Here is an 18,556-nt window from a genome sequence, read left to right on the forward strand (position 1 = left end):
GCCGCCGTTGTGCACTGCGCCGCCGGCCTCAGCCCAGTTCGCGGGCGCGGCGCAGGCGACGCTCGAAGTCGGCGGCGGGCAGTCCGTGGGCGAACAGGAAGCCCTGGCCGACGGTCACCCCCAGGTCGAGCAGGCATTGCCGTTGCGGCTCGGTTTCCACACCTTCGGCGACCACGCCCAGGCCGAGGCTGCGGGCAATCGCGCAGACCGCCTCGCAGACCGCCACATCCGAGCGGTTGCGGGGGATGCCTTCAACGAACAACTGGCTCAGTTTCAGCCCATGGATGGGCAGCCGGCGCAGGTAGTTCAGCGCGCTGTAGCCTTCGCCGAAGTCGTCGATGGTCAGCATCACCCCCATCTCGCGCAGGCGGGCGAAAGTGCGCAGGGTGTCCGGCGCATCTTCGATCAGCACCCGCTCGGTGAACTCCAGCTCCAGCACGCTGCCGGGCAGGCCGAACTCATCCAGCACCTGCCGCACCCAGCGGGCAAGATCCTCACCGACGAACTGCCGCCAGGACACGTTGACCGCCACCCGCACCAGCCCGAGCCCATCGTCCTGCCATTGCCGGACCTGCCGGCAGGCTTCGCGCAGCGCCCATTGACCGATGCGCACGATGTCGCCGGTGTGCTCGGCGTGGCGGATGAACAGGTCCGGGCGCATCTGCCCCAGCTGCGTGTTGTGCCAGCGCATCAACGCCTCGCAGGCGATGGTGGCGCCGCTGCGCAGGTTGACCTGTGGCTGGTAGACCAGGTGGAACTCGTCGCCATCCAGGGCCTTGTGCAGCCGGCTCTCGATCTGCAGGCGGTCATGCTGGCGCTGTGCCAGTTCCGGGGAGAACACCTGCCAGCCGTTGCGGGTGCGTCGCTTGCACTCGTACATCGCGGTGTCGGCGTTCTGGATCAGCTGCTGCGGCCGGTTACCATCGCGCGGTGCACGGGCGATGCCGATGCTGGCGGTGACCGGGAACTCGTCGCTGCCCAGCTGGAACGGCGCCGAAAAGGCCGCAGTGATGCGCTCGGCCAGCTGTTCGGCCTGGTCCGGCTGGTCGCGCAGGTCACAGATCACCAGGAACTCGTCGCCGCCAAAGCGTGCAAGCAGGCCTTCGGTGCCGATCGCGGTGGCGATGCGCCGGGTCGCTTCGATCAACAGTTCATCCCCGGCGTTGTGGCCAAGCAGGTCGTTGACCACCTTGAAGCGGTCCAGGTCGATATACAGCACCGCCACGCGGTCGTGGCCGGGGCTGTGCATGCGCACGCCGAGGTCGCTCAGCACCGCATCGCGGTTCATGATTCCGGTCAACGGGTCGGTGCGGGCCTGCACGCGCAGGGTTTCCTCGGCCTGCTTGCGCTCGGTGATGTCCTGCACGGTGCCGGTGATGCGCGCGGCATCGACATCACCGGCCGAGACCTCGCCGATCATCCGGATCCAGAACGAGTGGCCATCGCGACGCTGGCCCTGCAGCTCCAGGCCGAAGCTGCTGCGGTGCTCGATGGTGTCGGCCAGCGCCTGTTGCAGGGCGGCGCGGTCGTCGCTGCGCAGGCAGTCCAGCAGGTCCGGCATGTCCTCAAGATCGGCCGGCTGGCCGACGATGCGCCGCGCCTCATCGGTGAGGTACAGGCGCTGCAGGCCACGATCCCACTCCCAGCCGCCGATGTGGGCCAGTGACTGCGCGCGCGCGAACAGGGTGTTGTTGCGCTTCAGTTCGGTGATGTCACTGAACATCGCATAGACATGGTCGGCCTGGTCGCAGCCGTTGCCGAACACCGGCACGTTGGTGGTGGACAACCACAGCATACGTCCGCGTGGGCGGTGGTACAGGCCGATGATGGTGCTGCGGATCATCCGCCCGGCCTGGAAGCAGCGGCTGGTCGGCCACTGTGACTGGGTCAGCGGATGGCCGTGTTCGTCGACGATGATCCAGGCTTCGGGATCGAGCATCGAATTCAAGCCCACGCCACCACCGGTTAGGCCGAGGATGCGGTGCGCTGCGGGATTGGCGGACAGAACGCGCAGATCACGGTCGAACAGGATCACGCCCTTGTCGATCGATTCCATCAACAGGCGATAGCGCGACTCGGCGCGCCAGCGCCCGCTCAGGTCGCGGGCGACGGCGACGATGCAGGGTTGGCCGCGGTCCTGAAAGCCGGCCGAGTGCACCTCCACCGGAAAGCGGCTGCCATCACCGCGCATGTTGGTCACTTCGATGACGTAGGTGTCGCCGCGGTTCAGCGCTTCCCACACCGGTTGCAGATGGTCGCTGGGCAGGTCGGGATTGAGCAGTTCGATCGGCTGGCCGACGATGTCCTCGCGCGGGCGGTCGTAGGCGACGATGCCGGCGCGGTTGACGTCCAGCACCACGCCTTCGGCGCTGAGGATGCTGACCGGGTCGGGCACGGCGTCGAACAACGCGGCATAGCGTGCCTGGGTATCCAGTTCGCGCTGCTGCGCATCGGCCAGCGCCTGCCGTGCCTGGCGCAGCAGCCTGGCCTGGGCCGGCGGCGGCGAAGCAGCCAGCGCCGCGTCCAGAGCGGCCAGCGCGACGTCGGTTGCGGCGGGTGTATCGCCGATGGCCGGACGGTCGCGCGGGCCGCTGTCGTTCATGTCGCCGCCAGCGCCTGCCCGACGCGGCTGGCGGTCGCGCGGCCGAGCAGTCCGGCCAGCCAGCGGCCGGTCTCGGCCAGCGACGGCAGGTCGACACCGCATTCCAGGCCCAGGCCCTGCAGCAGGTACACCACGTCCTCGCTGGCCACGTTGCCGCTGGCGCCCTTGGCGTACGGGCAGCCGCCGGCACCGGACACGGCGCTGTCGACCACGCGCACGCCTTCTTCCAGGCAGGTCGCGATGTTGGCGATGGCCTGGCCGTAGGTATCGTGGAAGTGCACGGCCAATGCGCTCATCGGGATCTCGGCAGCCACCGCCTGCAGCATCGCGCGGGCCTTGCGCGGCGTACCGACGCCGATGGTGTCGCCCAGCGAGATTTCGTAACACCCCATTTGATGCAGGGCACGGGCCACACGCACAACGTCGGCCAGCGGCACCTCGCCCTGGTACGGGCAGCCGAGCACAGTGGAAACGTAGCCACGCACGCGCACACCATCAGCCGCCGCACGGCGCAGGATCGGCTCGAAACGGGCCAGCGATTCATCGATGCCGGCGTTGGTGTTGGTGCGGTTGAAGGCTTCCGATGCAGCGGTGAACACCGCGACTTCCTGCACGCCGACGGCGCGCGCACGGTCGTAGCCCTGTTCGTTCGGCACCAGTACCGGATAGGCGATGCCCGGGCGGCGCTGGATGCCGGCATAGACCTCGGCCGCGTCGGCCAGCTGCGGGACCCAGCGCGGGCTGACGAAGCTGGTCGCCTCGATGGTGCGCAGGCCGGTGGCCGACAGGCGATCGATCAGGGCGATCTTGTCGGCGGTGGCCACGGCCTGCTTTTCGTTCTGCAGCCCATCGCGGGGGCCGACTTCGACGATGCGGACGAAATCGCTCATCGCAGCACCCCTACGGCAGGCGAGGCGGGACGGGCAGGGCGGATGGGATCGACTGGGGTCACGGCGGTTCCTGGGAAACGGAGGCGGCCCGGTCTTCGCCAGGCTGCCAGATGAGATACGCAGGCGGGTCGCACGAGCGGCCACGCCTGCGCCTGTTTTGACGGAGGGCCTACCCGGGCAGGTGGCAGACCGCCTCGATGTTGTTGCCGTCCGGATCGATCACGAAGGCGGCGTAATAGTCCGGGTGGTACCACGGGCGCAGGCCGGGCGCCCCGTTGTCGCGGCCCCCTGCGGCCAGGGCGGCGGCGTGGAACGCATCAACCTGGGCCCGTTCGCCGCAGACGAAGGCCACGTGCACGCCCTGGCTGAGGGGCGCCGCATTGCCCAGCCAGAAGAACGGTTTGCCGTGTTTGCCGAAACCCACGTGGTCGTGGGCGCCGGTCTGTTCGGCACTGACCTCCATCACCAGGCCGATCTGCAGCGGCGCCAGCGCCTGCAGGAAGAAGACCTTGCTGCGCGGCAGGTCGCCGGTGTTCACACCAATATGGTCCAACATGTCAGGCCTCCGTGACCCAGTGCGGTGCGCGCTTGTCGAGGAAGGCGCCCAGGCCTTCCTGGCCCTCGGCAGACACCCGCAGGCGGGCGATCAGGGCGGCATTGTCACGGTCCAGGCTGTCGCGATCATCGGCGTCGCGCACCTGCCGGATCAGCAGTTTGGCCGAGGCCGAGGCGATCGGCCCGGCCTTGTCGAGCAGGGCCAGCTGCCGCTGCACCGCTTCGTCCAGGCGCTCGGGCTCCACCAGATGGTGGATCAGGCCGATACGCAGGGCGGTGTCGGCGTCGAAGTGCTCGCCGGTAGCGAACCAGCGACGGGCCTGGCGGCTGCCGATGGCCTCGATCACATAGGGCGAGATCACTGCCGGCAACAGGCCCAGACGGCTTTCGGTCAGGCCGAAGCGGGCAGCGCTGGTGGCAATGGCGATATCGCAGCAGGCCACCAGGCCGACACCCCCACCGAAGGCGGCGCCGTGGACACGGGCCAGGGTCGGCTTGGGCAGCTCGTCCAGGGTGCGCATCAGCCGCGCCAACGCCAGGGCGTCCTCGCGGTTGTCCGCCTCGCTGGCCGTGGCCATGCCGCGCATCCACTGCATGTCGGCACCGGCGGAGAAGGAGGCGCCGTGGCCTGCCACCACCACCGTGCGCACCGTGTCATCGCGGCCGGCTGCTTCCAGGGCGGCGGTCAGCCGGGCGATCAGGCCGGCATCGAAGGCGTTGTGCAGCTCCGGCCGGTTCAGCCAGAGGGTCAGGACAGCGCCATTGCGCTCGATCTGCAAAGCATCGTTCATGGGATTCCGGGGTTGCTCCATACCTGTATGGATCATAGCGGGCCATTGGTCATGGGCCATGACGCGACGCGGGAATGTTAGAATCGAGAACCATTTACATCCAGCAGAGAACACGCTAGATGACGCTGTCCGAACTGCCCCTGCACACCTCGGCCGTGGTCGATTCCGTGCAGGACCTGCATGCCAACGATGCCATCGCCCGGCGCCTGCGCGAGCTGGGCTTCGTCAAGGGTGAGGAAGTGCGCCTGGTGGCGCGGGGTCCGGTCGGCGGCGAGCCGCTGCTGGTGCAGGTCGGGTTCACCCGTTTCGCGCTGCGTATCAGTGAGGCCCGGCGCGTGGTCATCGACCCGGCAAGCCAGGAGCGACGCGCATGAGTGCCACCGCAACCGCCGCACCGCTGCGCATCGCGCTGGTCGGTAATCCCAACAGTGGCAAGACCGCGCTGTTCAACCAGCTGACCGGCAGCCGGCAGAAGGTCGCCAACTACACCGGCGTCACCGTCGAGCGCAAGGAGGGCCGCCTGCGTGCGCCGTCCGGCCGCGAGTTCGCCGTGCTCGACCTGCCGGGCGCCTACAGCCTGCATCCGGCCAGCCTGGACGAGGCGATCACCCGCGACCTGTGCCGGGGCTTCTACCCGGGTGAGGCCGCGCCGGACGTCCTGTTGTGCGTGATCGACGCCACCAACCTGCGCCTGCACCTGCGTTTCGCCCTGGAGCTGCGCGAGCTGGGCAAGCCGATGATCATCGCCCTGAACATGGTCGACGCGGCGCAGCGCCGCGGCATCCAGATCGACGTTGCCGCGCTGGAGCGCGAGATCGGCGTGCCAGTGGTGGAAACCGTGGCGGTGCGCAAGCAGGGCGCGCGTGCGCTGGTGGAACGCCTGGACACGATGGTGCCGCATCTGGACGCGCCGTTGGCCGGTGTTGAGAGTGGCGCGGACTACCACGCGCAGGTGCGCGCGATCCTGGCCGCCGCCGTGCGCATGCCGGCGCGGACCGCGAAGATCGACGACACGCTCGACCGCTGGCTGCTGCATCCGGTGTTCGGCCTGATCACCCTGGTCGTGGTGATGTTCCTGATCTTCCAGGCGGTGTTCGCCTGGGCGACGCCGCTGATGGATGGCATCGAGGCCGGCTTTGCCTGGCTGGGTGAACTGGCCGCCAGCGTGCTGCCGGCTGGGCCGCTGACCAGTCTGTTGACCGACGGCATCATCGCCGGCCTGGGTGGCGTGGTGGTGTTCCTGCCGCAGATCCTGATCCTGTTCGCCTTCATCCTGGCACTGGAGGAGTCCGGTTACCTGCCGCGCGCCGCGTTCCTGCTGGATCGCATGATGGCGGCGGCGGGCTTGTCCGGTCGTTCGTTCATCCCGCTGCTGTCCAGCTTCGCCTGTGCCGTGCCGGGCATCATGGCCACCCGCAGCATCCAGGACCCGCGTGACCGCCTGGCCACGATCCTGGTGGCACCGCTGATGACCTGCTCGGCGCGCCTGCCGGTGTATGCGCTGCTGATCGGCGCGTTCATTCCGGCCGGCAGGATCGGCATCTTCAACCAGCAGGGCCTGGTGCTGTTCGGCCTGTACGTAGCCGGCATCCTCAGCGCGCTGGTGATGTCGTGGGTGATGAAGAAGTGGCGCCGCGACAAGAGCGAGCACCCGCTGATGCTCGAGTTGCCGTCGTACCGCATTCCGCATCCGCGCGACCTCGCCGTCGGCCTTTACGAGCGCGGCATGATCTTCCTCAGGCGCGTCGGCGGCATCATCCTGGCGCTGACCATCCTGCTGTGGTTCCTGCTGTCGTTCCCGGGCGCGCCCGCCGATGCGACGATGCCGGCCATCGACTACAGCTATGCCGGCCAGATCGGCCATGCGATGACGGCGGTCTTCGCGCCGCTGGGCTTCAACTGGCAGATCTGCATCGCGCTGATTCCGGGCCTTGCCGCGCGCGAAGTGGCGGTGTCCTCGCTGGCGACGGTATACGCGCTGTCGGCCGCCGATGACGATGCGGCGATCTCCGCGCTGTCGCCGGTGGTGGCTGATGGCTGGTCGCTGGCCACCGGTCTGGCCCTGCTGGTGTGGTTCATCTACGCGCCGATGTGCATCTCGACGCTGGCCACCATCAAGCGCGAGACCAACTCGTGGAAGCAGATGGGCTTTGCGGCGTTCTACCTGTTCGCCGCGGCGTATGTGGCTGCCCTGATCACCTACCAGGTGACCGTGGCGCTGGGGGGCGGCTGATGGACGCCGGCCTGCTGATCCAGTACCTGATCATCGCGGTGGCCGTGCTGGTCAGCGCCTGGGTAGTGCTGAAGAAGCAGGCGCCCGGCACCGTGCGCAAGCTGCGTGGCGCGCTGGCACTGGCGCTGCTGGGGCCGGGCCGCGCGGCCTGGTTGCAGGCGTTGGGCCGGAAGATCGCGCCGCCGGCCACTGGCGGTGGCGGCGCGTGTGGTGGTTGTGACAGCTGCGGGCCGACGCCGCCGAAGCAGCACTGAGCCTGCCTTTTCCGCTTTGCTGGGTGCGAAGCTTGGTGTTTTGGTGGGTGCGAACCTTGGTTCGCACACCCTTGATTTTCCTCCACGCACGGCGTGGATCTACGTTGCGGGCCGGACGAGGCGGGCCGTTCGCCGCGACGCGTCAACGCGCCTGCGCACCCAGCTCGGCCGCTTGAGCCAGCCAGCGTTCGCGCTGTTGCGGCGTGCTGCTGCGCACGGCACCCAGGCGGCTGACCTGCACCGGGCGGATGCCGCAGAATTCCAGGATGGTGCTGCGGATCTGGGTGATGCCCGGGTCGCGGTAGATCCACCGGTAGTACCAGGGCGGCGTGTCCAGGGTGGTGATGACCCGCGCGCTGCGTCCAGCCAGCAGCCGGTCCCACCACACCGAATCGCGCCGGTAGCGGAAGGCGAAGCCTGGCAGCAGCACGCGGTCGAAGAAGCCTTTCAACAGGGCAGGCATCGCGCCCCACCAGGTCGGGTAGACCAGCACAAGATGATCGCAGGCCTGGATCGCGTCGGCGGCATCCTGCAGGTCGGCTTCCAACGGCTGGATCTGGCGATAGCCGTGGCGAAGTACCGGGTCGAACTGAAGGTCGCCCAGGGCGATCAAGCGCACGCGGTGGCCGGCGTTGCCGGCGGCGGTTGCGTATCGCTGGGCGAGGGCGCCGCACAGGCTGTCGCGGTCGGGATGGCCAAGCAGGATCAGGATGGAGCGGGGCACGGCAGTCTCGGAAGCTGGAAAACCGCGACCGTGCGCTATGCCCCAGGGGCAGAGTCAAACACCGACGGGGCAGCCAGCGGCAGCCAGAACGCAAAGACCATCGCCCTGCTGCAGCCATTGCCGCAGCTCGTCCGCCACCTGCTGTAGTTCGACCTCGATGCGGGCAAGCCGCTCGCGCTCGGAAGCAATCGCAGCGCGCTGGCGCTCCAGCAGGACCAGCACTGCCGGCCAGTCGAGCTGGCCGTCGCTGCGCTGCAGGCGGGTGATGGCGGCCAATCCGATGCCCAGCCCCAGCGCCTGCCGGATCAGCTGCACCCACGCCACATCCTGTTCGCTGTAGTCGCGGTAGCGGTTCAGGCGCGGCACTGGCGGCAGCAGTCCGCGTGCCTCGTACAGGCGGATCGCCTTGGCGCTGGCGCCGGTGCGGCGCGCGACCTCGGAAATGCGCATGCGCTCAGTCCCGCACCAGTCCGCCATCCACCACCAGATTCTGGCCGGTGACCGCGCGCGCCCACGGGCTGGCGAAGAACAGCACGGCATCGGCGAACTCGGCCGGCGTGGTGACGCTGCGCAGCGGCGTGTTGGCGGCGATGTAGTTGAATACGGCTTCCGGCGTGGCGGCGCTGGCGTCGGTCGTGCGCAGCAGGCCGCCGGAGAGCATGTTGACGGTGATGCCGTGCGGGCCGAGATCACCGGCCAGGGTGCGGGTGAGCGACAGCAGCGCGGCCTTGGCGGCGGTGTAGTCGTGGTACGGCACCACCGGGTTCTGGAACAGGTTGGTGCCGATGTTGATGACCCGGCCGAATCGCCGCGCCTGCATGCCGGCCAGGGCGGCCTGCACGGTGTTGAGGGCGCCGCGCACGCTGCCTTCGAACTGCGCCTGGAAGGCCGGCCAGCCGATGTCGGCGGCGCTGTCGCGGGCATCGCCATTGAACGAGAACGAAGCCAGTGCGTTGTTGACCACGGTGGTCACGCCCTGGCCGAAGTGCGCCAGTGCGTGCTGCAGCAGGTTGTCGACCTGGGCGCGGTCGGTGACGTCGGCCTGCAGAGCGATGGCCTGGCCGCCCAGCTCGCTGGCCAGTGCACGTGCCGCTGCTTCGCTGCGGTGATAGTTGATGACAACCCGCGCGCCCTGCGCGGCGAAGGCGCGGGCGATGTGCTGGCCGAGGCCGCGACCGGCCCCGGTGACCAGTACCAGCTGTTCGCTGATCTGCATGATGGCCAGGCAATCCATGGCAAAAGGGCAGGCAGCGTAGCAGCGACAGTGCTTGCCGGACCATGCGTGCTGCCGCTAGCCTGCGTGCATGAACCAGACTCCCCTGCGATTGCTTATTCACGGCGCCTCCGGGCGCATGGGCCAGGCCCTGTTGCGGCTGGCCGCCGAACATCCTGATTCCCTGCAGATCGTCGCTGCGGTCACCGGCCGCGCGCCGGCCCAGCGGGTGATCGATGGTGTGCCGTTCTTCGCCGCCAGCGAGTTGCCGGGGGCGCCGGTGTTCGACGTGGCGATCGATTTCAGCCTGCCGGAGGGCTTCGATGCACTGCTGGCACTGTGCGTGGAGCGCGGCGCAGGCCTGGTGTCGGGCACCACCGGCATTTCCACTGCGCAGCGACAGGCGCTGGAATCGGCGTCGGTGAAGATCCCGCTGGTGTGGGCGTCGAACTTCAGCCTGGGCGTGGCGGTACTGGACGAGCTGGTGGAGCGTGCGGCGCAGGCGCTGGCCGGCTGGAACTGCGACATCGTCGAATCGCACCACACGCAGAAGAAGGACGCTCCCTCGGGCACGGCGCTGACCCTGGGCGCGGCGGCACAGCGCGGTGGGGCTGAGCCGCAGTACGCCAGCCTGCGCGCCGGTGACATCGTCGGCGAGCATCTGGTGCAGTTCACCGGCCTGGGCGAGCGCATCGAGCTGGTGCACCGGGCCACCAACCGCGACATCTTCGCCCGCGGAGCGCTGTTTGCCGCTCGCCAGCTGCAGGGCCGGGCGGCGGGCAGCTACCGGGTACGCGACCTGCTGGACGGGCCCGGGTAACGGGCCCGGGTCGATGGTAGATGCCAACCTTGGTTGGCAGCCGTTGCTGAACGCGCCAACCAGGGTTGGCGCCTACCGGAGCCGGGCAGGTGGGATGGCAGCGGCCCGGTCATCGGCCTGCATACGCCCCCGGATTGAAATGAATGCGCAATCGCCTGTTCATGAATGGCGATAACCGCTGGCGCACGCGCCCCGGCACCGCTACAATTCGCACTCGCCGAATCACGAAAGCCGGACCGGTCCCAGACCGTACGTCCGCGCTTTTTTGCAACCGGATTTCCGTGAAGCGCAGGCGTGACTTCGGCACCCCCTCGGTAGCCAAAGTGAGAATTCCGTGACCCAAGCCGCAATCCTCGTCCTCGAAGACGGCACCGTATTCGAGGGCGAATCCGTAGGCGCGCCCGGCCTGTCCGTCGGTGAGGTGGTGTTCAACACCGCCATGACCGGCTACCAGGAAGTGTTGACCGACCCGTCCTACGCCCGGCAGATGGTCACGCTGACCTATCCGCACATTGGCAACACCGGCATGACCGACCAGGACAATGAAGCGTCCAAGGTGTGGTCGGCTGGCCTGATCGTGCGCGACGTGCCGCGCCGCCCCAGCAACTGGCGCAGCCAGGTGTCGCTGCAGGACTGGCTGATCCAGCGTGGCGTGGTCGCCATCGCCGGCATCGACACCCGCAAGCTGACCCGCATCCTGCGCGAGAAGGGCGCCCAGAACGGCGCGCTGATGGCCGGCGACGGCATCGATGTGGAAAAGGCACTGGAAGCGGCCCGCAAGTTCCCCGGCCTGAAGGGCATGGATCTGGCCAAGGTCGTCACCACCGACAAGACCTACGTCTGGACCGAGGGCCAGCTGGACCTGGATGCCAATGCCTTCGTCAGCGTGCCGGCCAAGTACAAGGTCGTGGCGTACGACTTCGGCGTGAAGACCAACATCCTGCGCATGCTGGCCGAGCGCGGCTGCGAGGTCACCGTGGTGCCGGCGCAGACCCCGGCTGCTGAAGTGCTGGCGCTGAAGCCGGACGGCGTGTTCCTGTCCAACGGCCCGGGCGACCCGGAGCCGTGCGACTACGCGATCACCGCGATCAAGACCTTCATCGACGTGAAGATCCCGACCTTCGGCATCTGCCTGGGCCATCAGCTGCTGGGCCTGGCCTCGGGCGCGAAGACGATCAAGATGGGCCATGGCCACCATGGTGCGAACCATCCGGTGCAGGACCTGGACAGCGGCCGGGTGATGATCACTTCGCAGAACCACGGTTTCGCAGTGGATGAAGCGACCCTGCCGGCCACCCTGCGGGTGACCCACCGTTCGCTGTTCGACGGCACCAACCAGGGCATCGCCCGCACCGACGTGCCGGCCTTCTCGTTCCAGGGCCACCCGGAAGCGTCGCCGGGCCCGACCGACGTCGGTCCGTTGTTCGACCGTTTCGTGGCGCTGATGGACCAGGCCAAGGCGTGATCAGTACGCCGCCGGTTCGCCGGTGGCGTCGCGATGGACCGTAAGCCTCCGCATCGCGGCTGCCTCTGGCGCGGCGCTGCGGATCAAGATTCCTGATCGACAGCGTGCGATCACCCCCCTTGTCACGCTGTACTGACTTAGAGAAGAAAATGCCCAAGCGCACTGACCTCAAGACCATCCTCATCATCGGTGCCGGCCCGATCGTCATCGGCCAGGCCTGCGAGTTCGATTACTCCGGCGCCCAGGCCTGCAAGGCCCTGCGTGACGAGGGCTACCGCGTGGTGCTGGTCAACAGCAACCCGGCCACGATCATGACCGACCCGGAGATGGCCGACGCCGTCTACATCGAGCCGATCAACTGGCAGACGGTCGAGAAGATCATCGCCAAGGAAAAGCCTGACGCGCTGCTGCCGACCATGGGTGGCCAGACCGCGCTGAACTGCGCGCTGGACCTGGCCGACAACGGCGTGCTGGAGAAGTACAACGTCGAGCTGATCGGCGCCAAGCGCGAAGCCATCATGATGGCCGAGGACCGCGAGCTGTTCCGCGTGGCGATGAGCGAGATCGGCCTGGAGTGCCCGACCGCTGCCGTTGCGCACACCCTGGACGAAGCGCTGGAGATCCAGACCCGCGTCGGCTATCCGACCATCATCCGCCCCAGCTTCACCCTCGGCGGCAGTGGCGGCGGCATCGCCTACAACCGCGAAGAGCTGATCGAAATCGTCAACCGCGGCCTGGAACTGTCGCCGACCACCGAAGTGCTGGTCGAAGAGTCGGTGCTGGGCTGGAAGGAGTTCGAGATGGAAGTGGTCCGCGATACCGCGGACAACTGCATCATCGTCTGCTCGATCGAGAACCTGGACCCGATGGGCGTGCACACCGGTGACTCGATCACCGTGGCCCCGGCGCAGACCCTGACCGACAAGGAATACCAGCGCCTGCGCGATGCCTCCATCGCCGTGCTGCGCAAGATCGGCGTGGATACCGGTGGTTCGAACGTGCAGTTCGGCATCAACCCGGACACCGGCCGCGTGGTGGTGATCGAGATGAACCCGCGCGTGTCGCGATCCTCGGCGCTGGCCTCCAAGGCCACCGGCTTCCCGATCGCCAAGGTCGCCGCCAAGCTGGCCGTGGGCTACACCCTGGACGAACTGAAGAACGAGATCACCGGCGGCCTGACCCCGGCCTCGTTCGAGCCGTCCATCGACTACGTCGTCACCAAGATTCCGCGCTTCGCATTCGAGAAGTTCCCGGCCGCCGATGCACGCCTGACCACCCAGATGAAGTCGGTGGGCGAGGTGATGGCGATGGGCCGCACCTTCCAGGAGTCGATGCAGAAGGCCCTGCGTGGCCTGGAAACCGGCAAGGTCGGCTTCGACCCGACCGGCCTGGACCTGACCAGTGAAGACGATCTGCAGACCCTGCGCCGCGAGCTGAAGGCGCCGGGTCCGGAGCGCCTGTTCTTCGTGGGCGATGCGTTCCGCGCCGGCATGAGCGTGGAGGACATCTTCAAGCTGTCCTACATCGATCCGTGGTTCCTGGACCAGATCGAAGAAATCATCGCCGCCGAGACCCAGGTCGCGGCCGATGGCATCGACGCACTGGATGCGGCGCGCCTGCGCAAGCTCAAGCGCGCCGGCTTCTCCGACGCCCGCCTGGCCCAGCTGACCGGCACCAACGAAGCGGCCGTGCGTGCGCTGCGTCGTGCGCACAAGGTGCGCCCGGTGTACAAGCGCGTGGACTCCTGCGCCGCCGAGTTCTCCACCGGCACCGCCTACCTGTACTCGACCTACGAGGACGAGTGCGAAGCCGCGCCGAGCAACCGCGACAAGATCATGATCCTCGGCGGTGGCCCGAACCGCATCGGCCAGGGCATCGAGTTCGACTACTGCTGCGTGCACGCGGCACTGGCGCTGCGCGAGGATGGCTATGAAACCATCATGGTCAACTGCAACCCGGAAACCGTGTCGACCGACTACGACACCTCCGACCGCCTGTACTTCGAACCGCTGACCCTGGAAGACGTGCTGGAAATCGTCGAGCTGGAGCAGCCCAAGGGCGTGATCGTGCAGTACGGCGGCCAGACCCCGCTGAAGCTGGCACGCGCGCTGGAAGCCAATGGCGTGCCGGTGATCGGCACCAGCCCGGACTCGATCGACCTGGCCGAAGACCGCGAGCGCTTCCAGCAGCTGGTGGAAAAGCTGGGCCTGAAGCAGCCGCCGAATCGCATCGCCCGCAACGACCAGGAAGCCCTGCTGCTGGCGCGCGAGATCGGCTACCCGCTGGTGGTGCGCCCGAGCTACGTGCTGGGTGGCCGCGCGATGGAAATCGTCTATGGCGAATCCGACCTGGCCCGCTACGTGCGTGACGCGGTGAAGGTGTCCAACGATTCGCCGGTGCTGCTGGACCGCTTCCTCGACAACGCCGTCGAGTGCGACGTCGACATCATCGCCGACGCCCAGGGCAACGTCCTGATCGGTGGCGTGATGGAGCACATCGAAGAGGCCGGCGTGCACTCGGGCGATTCCTCCTGCTCGCTGCCGCCTTACTCGCTGTCGGCTGAAACCCAGGCAGAGCTGCGTCGCCAGGTGGTCGAGCTGGCCAAGGCCCTGAACGTGGTGGGCCTGATGAACACCCAGTTCGCGATCCAGACCGACGAGGAAGGCAACGACACCATCTTCCTGCTGGAAGTGAACCCGCGTGCCTCGCGCACCGTGCCGTTCGTGTCCAAGGCCACCGGCATGCCGCTGGCCAAGATCGCGGCCCGCTGCATGGCGGGCAAGACCCTGGAAGAGCAGGGCGCCACCAAGGAAATCGTGCCGGACTACTACTCGGTGAAGGAAGCGATCTTCCCGTTCGCCAAGTTCCAGGGCGTCGACCCGATCCTTGGGCCGGAGATGCGCTCCACCGGTGAGGTGATGGGCGTGGGTCGCAGCTTCAACGCCGCCTTCGCGCGTGCGCAGGAAGCCGGTGGCATCAAGGCGCCGCCGGTCGGCAAGGCCTTCGTGTCGGTGCGCGACCCGGACAAGAAGCGCGTGTTGCCGGTGGCCAAGGCCCTGCTGGCACGTGGCTACAGCCTGGTCGCCACCCGCGGCACCGCAGCGTGGCTGCAGCAGCACGGCATGGATTGCGAGATCATCAACAAGGTGGTCGAGGGTCGCCCGCACATCGTCGATTCGATCAAGAACGGCGAGATCGTCTATATCGTCAACACGACCGAAGGCCGTGCCGCGATCAACGACTCGTTCTCGATCCGCCGCGAGGCGCTGCAGCACCGCGTCACCTATTCGACCACCATTGCCGGTGCCAAGGCGCTGGTGGATTCACTGGAATTCCGCGGTACCGGCCCGGTCTGGTCGCTGCAGGAACTGCACAAGGAGTTGAACGCATGAGAGCACCCATCACGATGAAGGGCGCGCAGCGACTGCGCGATGAGCTGGATCACCTGAAGTCGGTCAAGCGCCCGAAGGTGATCGCCGCGATCGCCGAAGCGCGCGAGCATGGTGACCTGAAGGAGAATGCCGAGTACCACGCCGCGCGCGAGGAACAGGGCTTCATCGAAGGCCGTATCAAGCAGCTGGAAGGCGAGCTGTCGCACGCCGAGATCATCGACGTGAGCAAGCTCAATGCAGGCTCCAAGGTGGTGTTCGGCGCCAGCGTGACCCTGGCCGACGTGGAATCGGACGAAGAGAAGAAGTACCAGATCGTTGGCGATCTGGAGGCGGACATCAAACTGGGCCTGATCGCCATTTCCTCGCCGGTTGCCCGCGCGATGATCGGCAAGCTGGAAGGTGACTCGATCGTGATCGATGCGCCGGCTGGCCAGCGCGAGTACGAGATCGTCAGCGTCAGCTACCAGGACTGATCCGTGGCAACGGCGACCCTGCTGTTGCCGGCACGCAGCCGCTTTGCGGTGGCTGCATTGCCGGATGATGTGGCGCGTGCCCTGGGCCGCGCCACCACCTCGCAGGGCGACGCCGGTGAACAGGCGCAGCTGCTGCGCCACTTCACGGTCGCCGCGCCGCACTGGCCGGTGGCCGCGTTGACCCGCCAGCGTGACGTCGGCGATGCCGCCGGCGCCTGCTGGCTGCGTGCCGATCCGGCCTGCATGGTGCCGGACATGCATGGCGCGCGCATGATGGGCCACGGCGAAACGCTGCGGCCCAGCCTGGCCGACACGTTGGCCCTGCTGCCCGTGTTGCAGCCGCTGTTTGCGGATGCAGGCTTCGTGCTGGATGCACCCGATCCTTCGCGTTGGTACCTGCGGCTGCCGATCGGTACCGAACTGCCGGAGTTCGACAGTCCGGACGAGGTGCTGGGTGATGATCTGTTCTCGCACCTGCCACCGGGCGAGGCGGGCCGTCGCTGGCGAGCGCTGATGACCGAAGCGCAGGTGCTGCTGCACACCCATGCGTGGAACCAGCAGCGCGCCGCGCAGGGGCAGCAGCCGATCAATTCGCTGTGGTTCTGGGGCGGTGGCCTGATGCCGGTATCGGTGGCCACGCCACATGCGCAGGTGCGCAGCCGCGATGCGCTGCTGCAGGGTCTGGCCCAGGCCGCAGGCGTAGCGGTGGATGGCGAGCAATCGGTCGATGCACTGGTTGATCTGCGCCAGCTGCGTTCGTTGCAGCAGCTGGGCAACGACGCGATCCGGCCGCTGCTGGCCGCGCTCAAGCGTGGTGAGCTGCAACGGCTGGTGCTGGATTTCGAGGATGGCCTGCAGTTCCAGCTGGACAAAGGCCAGCGCTGGCAGTTCTGGAAGAAGCCGCGGCAGCTGCACGACGGTTGAGGCAAGGTGGTAGCGCCGGGCCATGCCCGGCGGATGTGCTATTGAACATCGGTGACGTAGGTCGGCAACTGCCAGTGCCTGCGGCTCGGGCCGGTGCAGTAGTGACCGACAAACTCCGCGCTCAGGCTCAGACGGGTTCCATCCCACGCCCAATGCCGGCTTGTACCGCAGGCATCCGTACCGGCCACGAATCCTTCTTCAAGGAACACGGCGTGCGGGTAGAGTGGAAACAGCGTGGTCCGGGCGATCAGCGTGGGTGCGAAGGGGGGACGGTCGCGGATCAGCCACGTACCCGCGGACACGATGTAGCGGCCGGTTGCACAGTTCAACAGGGCAAGGACATGGGTAGCATCCACCCGTTCGATGCGTAGTTGGCGCGACGACATCTGTTCGCAGGCGCTCCGCGCGGCGGCCACCGGCTGTAGTTGCTGAAGCAGGTCTGTCCGCTCAGCCAGTTGTCCATCCGTGTCATGTGCTTCGACCAGCAGGGGCGGTGCCTTCAGTGGTGGCGCGGCTACCGCGGCCGGCACCTTCGATTCGGGCTGTGCGCCCTTGCGCACCAGCGCGCCTGGGGTATCCAGCCGACCCTGTGCTTCGTCCATCTTCAACAGCAGCGTGCGCATGCCGCGATCCGACAGCGGCCAGGCGTGGCCCGAGGCATCGCTCATCTGGATGCGTTTGCCACTCACCAGCGCATCGATCATCGCTGCCACGTAGCGCGAGGGTAGTTCCAGGCCAAGGTCGAGCGCGTCGCTGTGGCCAATGGCACCGAGGTCCCTTCCGTCCACGCGCAGTCGCAACGTCCCTTCGGGTGCCACCGCCACAGGGGTACGTGGCGCGTCCTCGGCGCCCTCGGCCATTGACAGCCGTGCGGCGACTGCGGTCTGCGGCCCGCCGGCACGTTCGAGCAGCACGCTCAGCATCAGCGGTGCCAGTGGACCGTAGACTGCCAGCCGGCAGGTGCGGGTGTTGTCGCAGGCCAGCACCCCGTCACCCTCGACGAACGATGTGCCAAGCGGTTCAGCGGCCGAGGCAACCGAGGCCAGAGTGAGGGAGGCCAGCAGCGGCGTGCGTAACAGTGAGGATGCACGCACTCAACGAACCTCGCTGACCAGCGTCGGCAGTGTCCAGTGCCCGCCCGGCATGCCACGGCACAAGCCGGTACTGAACGCACTGCTTGGCTGGAATCTGCGGCCATCCCAGGTCCAGTCCGAGCCGGAAACGCAGTCGCCGATGCCTCGGCCCTTGTAGCGTGCGTACAGCGTGCGCCCGCCTCGCGAGAAGCCCTCTGCCTCCAGCGTGACCACCTCCGCTGCGTACGGTGACTGATCGTGCGCGATCCAGAAACCATTGCTGTAGTTGTACGCACCCATCTGGCACAGCGCCTGCACCAGCACATGGCTGTTGTCCAGCCGCTCGATCACCATTTCCGGGGTTCCCTTGTACTCGATCAGGCGCGGGCAGTCGTCGCTGTCGCCGAGCGTGGCAATCAGCGCGTCGCGCAGCGCTTCGCTGCTGCCCAATGCGCTGTCTTCGGAGCGTGGGGCCGTCAGCGCCGCGCTCACGATGACAGGCTTGACGCGCGCAGCCGGCACGCTCGCTTCGGCACGCGTGCCACGCCGTATCAGGGCGCCGGGTGTGCCCACGCGCCTTTGTACCTCGTCCATTTTCAACAGCACTGCAGCGGCACCACGATCGGAAATAGGCCAGCGCGTGCCCCTGCTGTCGATCACCTCGATGCGGGCCTGGCCGGGCAGGGCGGCCAGCAGGGCTGCAACCTGAGCCGGTCGCAGCGTGACTGCTTCGTCGGGCCCGGTGTCCTGCACGGGACCCAGATCACGTCCGTTCACCTGCAGGCGCATCGATCCTTCAGGCATTGTGCTTTCGCCATCCTCACCGACCCGCAGCCGCGCCTTCACTGCCGTGCCGGGGCCACCGGCACGTTCCAGCATCAGGCCCAGCAGGCTGTCAGCCTGTTCCGGGCCATAGCCGGCGGCACGGCAGGTGCCGGTGTTGTCGCAGGCCAGGAACCAGTCGTGGTGCACGAACTCGATACCGGGTTCCAGCGGTGTGTTTCCGGCATGGGAAGCAAGTGGCAGCAGGAGGCTGGCCAGCAGTACGGACAGCGGGCGATACATGGCGAATTCCGTTTCAGAAGCGAACAAGCATGGGCGATCAGCACGCCTGCGCCAAGCCCGCGCAGAGCCAGACACGCCGAGC

17 protein-coding genes are annotated in these 18,556 nt (G+C 67.6%); 8 read left to right on the top strand and 9 right to left on the bottom strand.

Annotation, left to right across the window (positions count from 1 at the left end):
- Positions 1 to 28: 28 nt before the first annotated feature.
- The 4 genes from QP457_RS10035 to QP457_RS10050 all read right to left on the bottom strand — a co-directional run bounded on the left by QP457_RS10035 (position 29) and on the right by QP457_RS10050 (position 4,838).
- Positions 29 to 2,602: an EAL domain-containing protein gene (locus tag QP457_RS10035; RefSeq protein WP_180166956.1), complete on the bottom strand. Its 2,574-nt coding sequence runs from the start codon at positions 2,600 to 2,602 to the stop codon at positions 29 to 31.
- Complete coding sequence (locus QP457_RS10040) at positions 2,599 to 3,492, bottom strand: hydroxymethylglutaryl-CoA lyase (protein WP_205406384.1); 894 nt, start codon at positions 3,490 to 3,492, stop codon at positions 2,599 to 2,601. Before QP457_RS10040 ends, QP457_RS10035 begins: the two co-directional genes overlap by 4 nt.
- A gap of 169 nt (positions 3,493 to 3,661) precedes the next feature.
- Positions 3,662 to 4,048, bottom strand: a complete 387-nt coding sequence (locus QP457_RS10045; RefSeq protein WP_099818342.1) for a VOC family protein — start codon at positions 4,046 to 4,048, stop codon at positions 3,662 to 3,664.
- 1 nt (position 4,049) lies between these two features.
- Positions 4,050 to 4,838: an enoyl-CoA hydratase-related protein gene (locus tag QP457_RS10050; protein WP_205406383.1), complete on the bottom strand. Its 789-nt coding sequence runs from the start codon at positions 4,836 to 4,838 to the stop codon at positions 4,050 to 4,052.
- A gap of 119 nt (positions 4,839 to 4,957) precedes the next feature.
- Between QP457_RS10050 and QP457_RS10055 the strand changes: the two genes are divergently transcribed.
- From QP457_RS10055 to QP457_RS10065, 3 genes are read left to right on the top strand one after another with little or no spacing between them, the layout of a single operon-like run.
- Positions 4,958 to 5,212, top strand: coding sequence for a FeoA family protein (locus QP457_RS10055; RefSeq protein WP_089240906.1), 255 nt, complete (start codon positions 4,958 to 4,960; stop codon positions 5,210 to 5,212).
- Positions 5,209 to 7,071: a ferrous iron transport protein B gene (gene feoB, locus QP457_RS10060; RefSeq protein WP_205406382.1), complete on the top strand. Its 1,863-nt coding sequence runs from the start codon at positions 5,209 to 5,211 to the stop codon at positions 7,069 to 7,071. Before QP457_RS10055 ends, feoB begins: the two co-directional genes overlap by 4 nt.
- Complete coding sequence (locus QP457_RS10065; protein ID WP_205406381.1) at positions 7,071 to 7,325, top strand: DUF6587 family protein; 255 nt, start codon at positions 7,071 to 7,073, stop codon at positions 7,323 to 7,325. Before feoB ends, QP457_RS10065 begins: the two co-directional genes overlap by 1 nt.
- 142 nt (positions 7,326 to 7,467) lie before the next feature.
- Here QP457_RS10065 and QP457_RS10070 read toward each other — a convergent pair whose 3' ends face one another.
- From QP457_RS10070 to QP457_RS10080, 3 genes are read right to left on the bottom strand one after another with little or no spacing between them, the layout of a single operon-like run.
- Positions 7,468 to 8,049 (bottom strand): NAD(P)H-dependent oxidoreductase, encoded by a 582-nt coding sequence (locus QP457_RS10070; RefSeq protein WP_180166960.1) that lies wholly within the window; start codon positions 8,047 to 8,049, stop codon positions 7,468 to 7,470.
- A 54-nt stretch (positions 8,050 to 8,103) separates the two neighbouring features.
- Positions 8,104 to 8,499, bottom strand: coding sequence for a MerR family transcriptional regulator (locus tag QP457_RS10075; RefSeq protein WP_205406380.1), 396 nt, complete (start codon positions 8,497 to 8,499; stop codon positions 8,104 to 8,106).
- A gap of 4 nt (positions 8,500 to 8,503) precedes the next feature.
- Complete coding sequence (locus QP457_RS10080) at positions 8,504 to 9,283, bottom strand: 3-oxoacyl-ACP reductase (RefSeq protein WP_205406379.1); 780 nt, start codon at positions 9,281 to 9,283, stop codon at positions 8,504 to 8,506.
- Between the two features lie 70 nt (positions 9,284 to 9,353).
- On the opposite strand from QP457_RS10080, the gene dapB reads away from it, so the two are divergent.
- The 5 genes from dapB to QP457_RS10105 all read left to right on the top strand — a co-directional run bounded on the left by dapB (position 9,354) and on the right by QP457_RS10105 (position 16,336).
- On the top strand, positions 9,354 to 10,082 hold the full coding sequence (gene dapB, locus QP457_RS10085) for a 4-hydroxy-tetrahydrodipicolinate reductase (RefSeq protein WP_180166963.1): 729 nt from the start codon (positions 9,354 to 9,356) through the stop codon (positions 10,080 to 10,082).
- Positions 10,083 to 10,416: 334 nt separating this feature from the next.
- Entirely contained in the window at positions 10,417 to 11,547 is a 1,131-nt protein-coding gene (carA, locus tag QP457_RS10090) for a glutamine-hydrolyzing carbamoyl-phosphate synthase small subunit (RefSeq protein ID WP_180166964.1), read from the top strand.
- 149 nt (positions 11,548 to 11,696) lie between these two features.
- On the top strand, positions 11,697 to 14,939 hold the full coding sequence (carB, locus tag QP457_RS10095) for a carbamoyl-phosphate synthase large subunit (protein WP_180166965.1): 3,243 nt from the start codon (positions 11,697 to 11,699) through the stop codon (positions 14,937 to 14,939).
- A gap of 8 nt (positions 14,940 to 14,947) precedes the next feature.
- Positions 14,948 to 15,412 carry a transcription elongation factor GreA gene (gene greA / locus QP457_RS10100; protein ID WP_176022519.1) on the top strand — a complete coding sequence of 155 codons (465 nt, stop codon included), beginning with the start codon at positions 14,948 to 14,950 and terminating at the stop codon, positions 15,410 to 15,412.
- Between the two features lie 3 nt (positions 15,413 to 15,415).
- On the top strand, positions 15,416 to 16,336 hold the full coding sequence (locus QP457_RS10105; protein WP_205406378.1) for a phosphoglycerate mutase: 921 nt from the start codon (positions 15,416 to 15,418) through the stop codon (positions 16,334 to 16,336).
- Between the two features lie 38 nt (positions 16,337 to 16,374).
- Here QP457_RS10105 and QP457_RS10110 read toward each other — a convergent pair whose 3' ends face one another.
- Entirely contained in the window at positions 16,375 to 17,430 is a 1,056-nt protein-coding gene (locus QP457_RS10110; protein ID WP_205406377.1) for a DUF1176 domain-containing protein, read from the bottom strand.
- On the bottom strand, positions 17,431 to 18,474 hold the full coding sequence (locus QP457_RS10115; RefSeq protein ID WP_205406376.1) for a DUF1176 domain-containing protein: 1,044 nt from the start codon (positions 18,472 to 18,474) through the stop codon (positions 17,431 to 17,433).
- Positions 18,475 to 18,556: the final 82 nt, after the last annotated feature.

It is taken from the genome of Stenotrophomonas sp. As-7 (assembly GCF_030291015.1).
GTDB classification, from domain to species: domain Bacteria; phylum Pseudomonadota; class Gammaproteobacteria; order Xanthomonadales; family Xanthomonadaceae; genus Stenotrophomonas; species Stenotrophomonas lactitubi.

What these genes read in the sequence shown, in the direction of transcription:
- QP457_RS10035 (WP_180166956.1), bottom strand. Translation starts at nt 2,602, where the DNA reads ATGAACGACAGCGGCCCGCGCGACCGTCCGGCCATCGGCGATACACCC.
- QP457_RS10040 (WP_205406384.1), bottom strand. Translation starts at nt 3,492, where the DNA reads ATGAGCGATTTCGTCCGCATCGTCGAAGTCGGCCCCCGCGATGGGCTG.
- QP457_RS10045 (WP_099818342.1), bottom strand. Translation starts at nt 4,048, where the DNA reads ATGTTGGACCATATTGGTGTGAACACCGGCGACCTGCCGCGCAGCAAG.
- QP457_RS10050 (WP_205406383.1), bottom strand. Translation starts at nt 4,838, where the DNA reads ATGAACGATGCTTTGCAGATCGAGCGCAATGGCGCTGTCCTGACCCTC.
- QP457_RS10055 (WP_089240906.1), top strand. Translation starts at nt 4,958, where the DNA reads ATGACGCTGTCCGAACTGCCCCTGCACACCTCGGCCGTGGTCGATTCC.
- feoB (WP_205406382.1), top strand. Translation starts at nt 5,209, where the DNA reads ATGAGTGCCACCGCAACCGCCGCACCGCTGCGCATCGCGCTGGTCGGT.
- QP457_RS10065 (WP_205406381.1), top strand. Translation starts at nt 7,071, where the DNA reads ATGGACGCCGGCCTGCTGATCCAGTACCTGATCATCGCGGTGGCCGTG.
- QP457_RS10075 (WP_205406380.1), bottom strand. Translation starts at nt 8,499, where the DNA reads ATGCGCATTTCCGAGGTCGCGCGCCGCACCGGCGCCAGCGCCAAGGCG.
- QP457_RS10080 (WP_205406379.1), bottom strand. Translation starts at nt 9,283, where the DNA reads ATGGATTGCCTGGCCATCATGCAGATCAGCGAACAGCTGGTACTGGTC.
- dapB (WP_180166963.1), top strand. Translation starts at nt 9,354, where the DNA reads ATGAACCAGACTCCCCTGCGATTGCTTATTCACGGCGCCTCCGGGCGC.
- carB (WP_180166965.1), top strand. Translation starts at nt 11,697, where the DNA reads ATGCCCAAGCGCACTGACCTCAAGACCATCCTCATCATCGGTGCCGGC.
- QP457_RS10115 (WP_205406376.1), bottom strand. Translation starts at nt 18,474, where the DNA reads ATGTATCGCCCGCTGTCCGTACTGCTGGCCAGCCTCCTGCTGCCACTT.